Below are 4,751 nucleotides of genomic sequence, written 5' to 3'. Positions count from 1 at the left end.
CTCAGCAGCTTTTCTCACTATTTCATCAACTGAACTGCTTTCGTCATGTATAGAGTGCTGTTGAATAAAAAAACATTCTCTCTCCTCCTGAAAGGGGGAGAGAGAATTTTAAAAACTCACGGAGCTAGACGCAATGCCCGTATTTCGCTTATACGGGTTACGGATTGTTGTCTCTCCTGCGCGCGGGAGGAGGGGGAGGGGTCAATAGTTTATCAAAGCGCGTTTGCCGGGTCGAATTTCTTTTCAGGCTCGTTGACGTTGCGATCGTCCCAAAGTAATTGGGATAAGGCTCCACTTACTTTTTGTAACCCTTATTGTAAACTGCTTATATTATCAGGCTTTATATAAATAGAAAGCATCATCGATACGGAAAAATCGACGATATTTCGGATAGTTGTCCGTTAAAAAATGGCGCATTTCCAAAAAGTTCTTCCAAAACCGGTTCCATGGGTCTCATCAAAGCAGCCGTAGTGAGGGTGAAAAAAATAGCCGTAAAATATTTGATGAAGTTTGAAATTGATTATCAAATGAGTTTCGATAGTTTGAATAGTGAAGTGAAAGATCATTATTATTTTTTATATATTTTTTATTTCTCTCAGAAAAACGTTCATTTGTAAAGGGATTTAGTGGATGTGGGCAGTCTGATAATTCTTGCATTCTAAACCACGTGACTAATTCCTCAGCATCAGATTGAAAATCTGTTGATGTAATAAGAATGTGGTTGGATTCAATGGCGTTACCAGTTACGAAACTTTCCTTATTAATGGGGTATTCTTCAGTTAATACGAATAAGGTTTGGTATACAACGTCTGAAAGTTTCACATCGTTTTGAACGATATCTTTGTTTAAGTACTTATTGAGTCCACTCCTTAAAGATCTATTTTAATCTATTTTAAAAGCCTGTAACTCAAAGCTTCCGTCCTGCGCGTAACGCAAAACGCTTCCGCTATTATACCAAGCGCCGAGGACGATTCGTTTGCTGGGGCTTCTGTTGATCGTTAAATAGTGAATGGCGGGGCGGTGGGTATGGCCGTGAATTAATAATTCAGCATTACGTTCTTTCATAACGCGGTTCACCTCTTCGGGTGTCACATCCTTGACTTCATACGACAGCGTTCGATTATGGCGGCGGCTTTGTTCGCGGAATTTTTTCGCTAATTTCCGTCGAAGTGATAAGGGCAGCGATAACATGAGCTTTTGAACCCACGGTTTCATAATTTTTCGACGGTAGGCTTGATGTTTATGGTCAAGCGTGCACAGGCTGTCGCCGTGCATTAATAAAACGGGTTTGTTATAGAGCTGAATAAGGCTGGGATCTTCCAATAAAGAAACGCCTGTCATAGCAGCAAATCGCTGGCCGATTAAAAAATCTCGATTGCCTCGCATAAAATAAGTAGGTTTAGTGCGAGCAAGTGTTTGTAATAATTCGACAATTTTAAGGTTAAAAGGCGTTTGATTATCGTCGCCAATCCATGCTTCAAAAAAATCGCCTAAAATGTAAATGGCATCGGCCTTAGAGGCCTGGTGTTTCAGAAAATACAAGAAATGAGCGGTGATTGAGGGGGTTTCCTCTTCCAAATGTAAATCAGAAATGAATAAAGTATGTTTCATTAGTGTTTGTATTGCGTCATTCTTGCGAAAGTAGGAGTCCAGAAGTGCATTACTCTCTCCACCTGGATTCCCCGCTTTCGCGGAAATGACACAGAAAGGCGTGTTGGAAAACCCGATTGAAAATTGTCATAATAGTGCGTTTTCGAGGATGAGTCTATGATGAAAAGCCGTTTCTGTCCCAGCCCTACTGGATTGATGCATTTGGGTAATGCGCGAACGGCGTTATTCAATTATTTATTTGCAAAAAGTAAACAGGGCATCTTTTTGTTGCGGATTGAAGATACCGATGTCGGGCGCTCTAAAGAGACGTTTGACCTTGGATTTCAGGAAGATTTGCGATGGTTGAACTTAGAATGGCAAGAAGGGCCGGGTGCTGACGAAGACAACGGTCCGTATCATCAATCAAAACGCCAAGCTATCTACGATGATTATTACCAACGGCTTGAAGAAGCTGAGCGAGCGTATCCTTGTTTTTGCAGCGAAGAGCAATTGCGACTATCGCGAAAAATTCAGAGATCGGCAGGGAAACCGCCTCGGTACGCCGGCACTTGTCGATCTTTATCTGCAGCGGAAATGGAAAAAAAGAAAGCCGAGGGATTACAGCCTGCGCTGCGATTTCGGGTGCCTGACGATGAAGTGGTTGTCTTCGTTGATTTAGTTCGTGGGGAGCAGCGCTTTCAAACCAACGATATTGGTGATTTTATTATCCGGCGAGCGAACAGCACCTCGCCTTTCATATTCTGCAACGCGATCGACGACGCTTTGATGGGCGTTTCCCACGTCTTGCGTGGCGAAGATCATTTAACTAACACGCCACGACAGCTTTTGATCTTGCAAGCGTTGGAGCTACCTGTACCAACCTATGCGCACATTGCTTTAATCGTGGGGTCGGATGGCAGCCCTTTATCCAAACGGCACGGCAGCCGCGGAATTAAAGAGCTGTGCGATAAGGGCTATTTACCATTAGCCCTCACCAATTACTTGGCGCGGTTGGGGCATTATTACTCGAGTGACGAACTTTTGTCATTAGCAGAATTGGCAAAAGGTTTTAATATCGAATCGTTGAGTAAATCGCCAGCGAAGTTCAATACTCAGCAATTGGATTATTGGCAAAAACAGACAGTGAATCAATTATCCAACGACGATTTTTGGGAGTGGGCTGGGAGTGAATTGCAATCGCAAATTCCGGCAGATAAAGCCGATTTATTTTTAACGACGGTAAAACCCAATGTGAGTTTTCCGCGGGATGTTTCTTATTGGGTAAACGTCTGCTTTGGAAAAACGCTTAACTTAGAAACTGCCCAAAATGAATTACTGTGTGCGACCGGGAATCGTTATTTTGAAGAGGCCTTCGAGGCGTTTAAAAAATTTGGTAAAGATTTAAATTCGGTTATTAGTCACTTAAAAGAAAAACTAAATTTAAAGGGAAAACCCTTGTATCAACCGCTGCGAATCGTGCTAACGGGGGCAGAGCATGGCCCTGAATTAGCTAAATTAATTTTAATAATGGATTACGAAACGATACAAAATCGATTGCAAGAGGCGTATCAGTGAAAATTTTTAATAGTCTCACAAAACAAAAAGAAATTTTCAAACCGATCGAATCTGGGAAAGTAAAACTCTATGTGTGTGGTATGACGGTTTATGATTACAGTCACATCGGTCATGCGCGTTCGTTAGTTACTTTTGATATGGTTGTTCGATATCTGCGAATGCGCGGTTATGAAGTGGCATTCGTGCGTAATATTACAGATATCGATGATAAAATCATTAAACGTGCTGGGGAAAATAAAGAAAGCCCGGAGGCATTAGCCGAGCGGTTTATTCAGGTATTACATGAAGATGAAAAAGCCTTGCGCGTTTTATCGCCCGATCAAGAACCGCGCGCTACCCAGTATGTTCCTGAAATCATCAAATTGATACAAAAGCTTTTGGGTAGCCAATATGCTTATATCGGGCAAAATGGCGATGTTTTTTTTGATGTCCGTCGTTTTAAGGACTATGGAAAATTATCCCACCATCATTTAGACGAACTCCAAGCCGGTGCGCGAGTCGAAGTGAGCGATAGTAAGCGGGACCCTTTAGATTTTGTGTTATGGAAAAAGGCCAAGCCAGGCGAACCGAAATGGGATTCACCGTGGGGTGAAGGGCGGCCAGGCTGGCATATTGAATGCTCGGCGATGTCGAGCAGTATTTTGGGCCAACCTTTTGATATCCATGGTGGAGGCCTTGATTTAAAATTTCCACATCATGAAAATGAAATTGCTCAATCCGAAGTGGGCGAAGAAAAACCGTTTGTGAAACTTTGGATGCATGCGGGACTTTTGGAAATTAATAAAGAAAAAATGTCTAAATCGTTGGGCAATATTATTTCTATCCGTGAAGCCTTGAAGGAAAGCGACGTTGAAGTATTGCGTTATTTCTTCTTGTCAGGACATTATCGTAATCCGCTTACTTATTCTAAAGAAAATTTGGAAAACGGCCGACTTGCTTTAGAACGCTTTTATTTGGTGCTACGCGGATTGCCGGTGGTTAATCACGAGAAAATGTCTTCGTATACCGATCGTTTTTACGAAGCAATGGATGACGATTTTAATACGCCAATAGCCTTTGCACTCTTGTTTGAAATGGTGCGCGAGATCAATCGTTTCCGCGACAATAATCAAATTGAAAAGGCGACTGTCCTGGCGGCAGAATTAAAACACCTTGGTAATATTTTTGGTCTATTGCAGTATTTCCCCGAACAATTTTTACAAGGTGCAAAAAAGGAAACTGATATTCAAGAAATTAAAAAACTGATCGCCCAACGCAACGAAGCTCGCACAAAAAACGACTGGAAAACAGCCGATCAAATTCGCGATCAATTAACCCACCTTGGTATTGCCATCGAAGACTCTCCCGATGGAACTTTCTGGCGTCAGGAGTAATCTCGTTGTAACCTAATGAAAAGTGCCCCTCCTTAAAGAGGGCGTTATAATGCGCCAACATAGAGTTTCTATTTTTAAAAAAAGGAGCAGGGCCATGAAAGATATTAAAATACTTGGTGTTGGTATTTATTGCAAAAGGGGTTTTTCAACTGTGTGGGATTGATGAGTGGGGTAAGGTGATCCACACGAGAGGGGTTAGGCGCTCAATATGTG

General features: G+C 42.2%; 4 protein-coding genes and 1 pseudogene. 3 read left to right on the top strand and 2 right to left on the bottom strand.

Annotated features, from left to right (window positions below):
• Window positions 1-456: 456 nt before the first annotated feature.
• Window positions 457-822 carry a hypothetical protein gene (locus OWO34_RS06750; RefSeq protein WP_267256990.1) on the bottom strand — a complete coding sequence of 122 codons (366 nt, stop codon included), beginning with the start codon at window positions 820-822 and terminating at the stop codon, window positions 457-459.
• A 60-nt stretch (window positions 823-882) separates the two neighbouring features.
• Window positions 883-1,611, bottom strand: coding sequence for a UDP-2,3-diacylglucosamine diphosphatase (locus OWO34_RS06745; protein WP_267256989.1), 729 nt, complete (start codon window positions 1,609-1,611; stop codon window positions 883-885).
• A 156-nt stretch (window positions 1,612-1,767) separates the two neighbouring features.
• On the opposite strand from OWO34_RS06745, the gene gltX reads away from it, so the two are divergent.
• The 3 genes and pseudogenes from gltX to OWO34_RS06730 all read left to right on the top strand — a co-directional run.
• Window positions 1,768-3,165, top strand: a complete 1,398-nt coding sequence (gltX, locus tag OWO34_RS06740; RefSeq protein WP_267256988.1) for a glutamate--tRNA ligase — start codon at window positions 1,768-1,770, stop codon at window positions 3,163-3,165.
• On the top strand, window positions 3,144-4,538 hold the full coding sequence (gene cysS / locus OWO34_RS06735) for a cysteine--tRNA ligase (protein WP_267256991.1): 1,395 nt from the start codon (window positions 3,144-3,146) through the stop codon (window positions 4,536-4,538). The genes gltX and cysS overlap by 22 nt, the downstream gene beginning before the upstream one ends.
• A 94-nt stretch (window positions 4,539-4,632) precedes the next feature.
• Window positions 4,633-4,751: pseudogene (locus OWO34_RS06730) on the top strand (IS110 family transposase); the annotation flags it as partial.

Source organism: Coxiella endosymbiont of Ornithodoros maritimus (assembly GCF_907164965.1).
Classification (GTDB): Bacteria; Pseudomonadota; Gammaproteobacteria; order Coxiellales; family Coxiellaceae; genus Coxiella.
The sequence above is the reverse complement of the archived record's forward strand: the minus strand, read 5'-3'. Positions and strand labels throughout refer to the sequence as shown.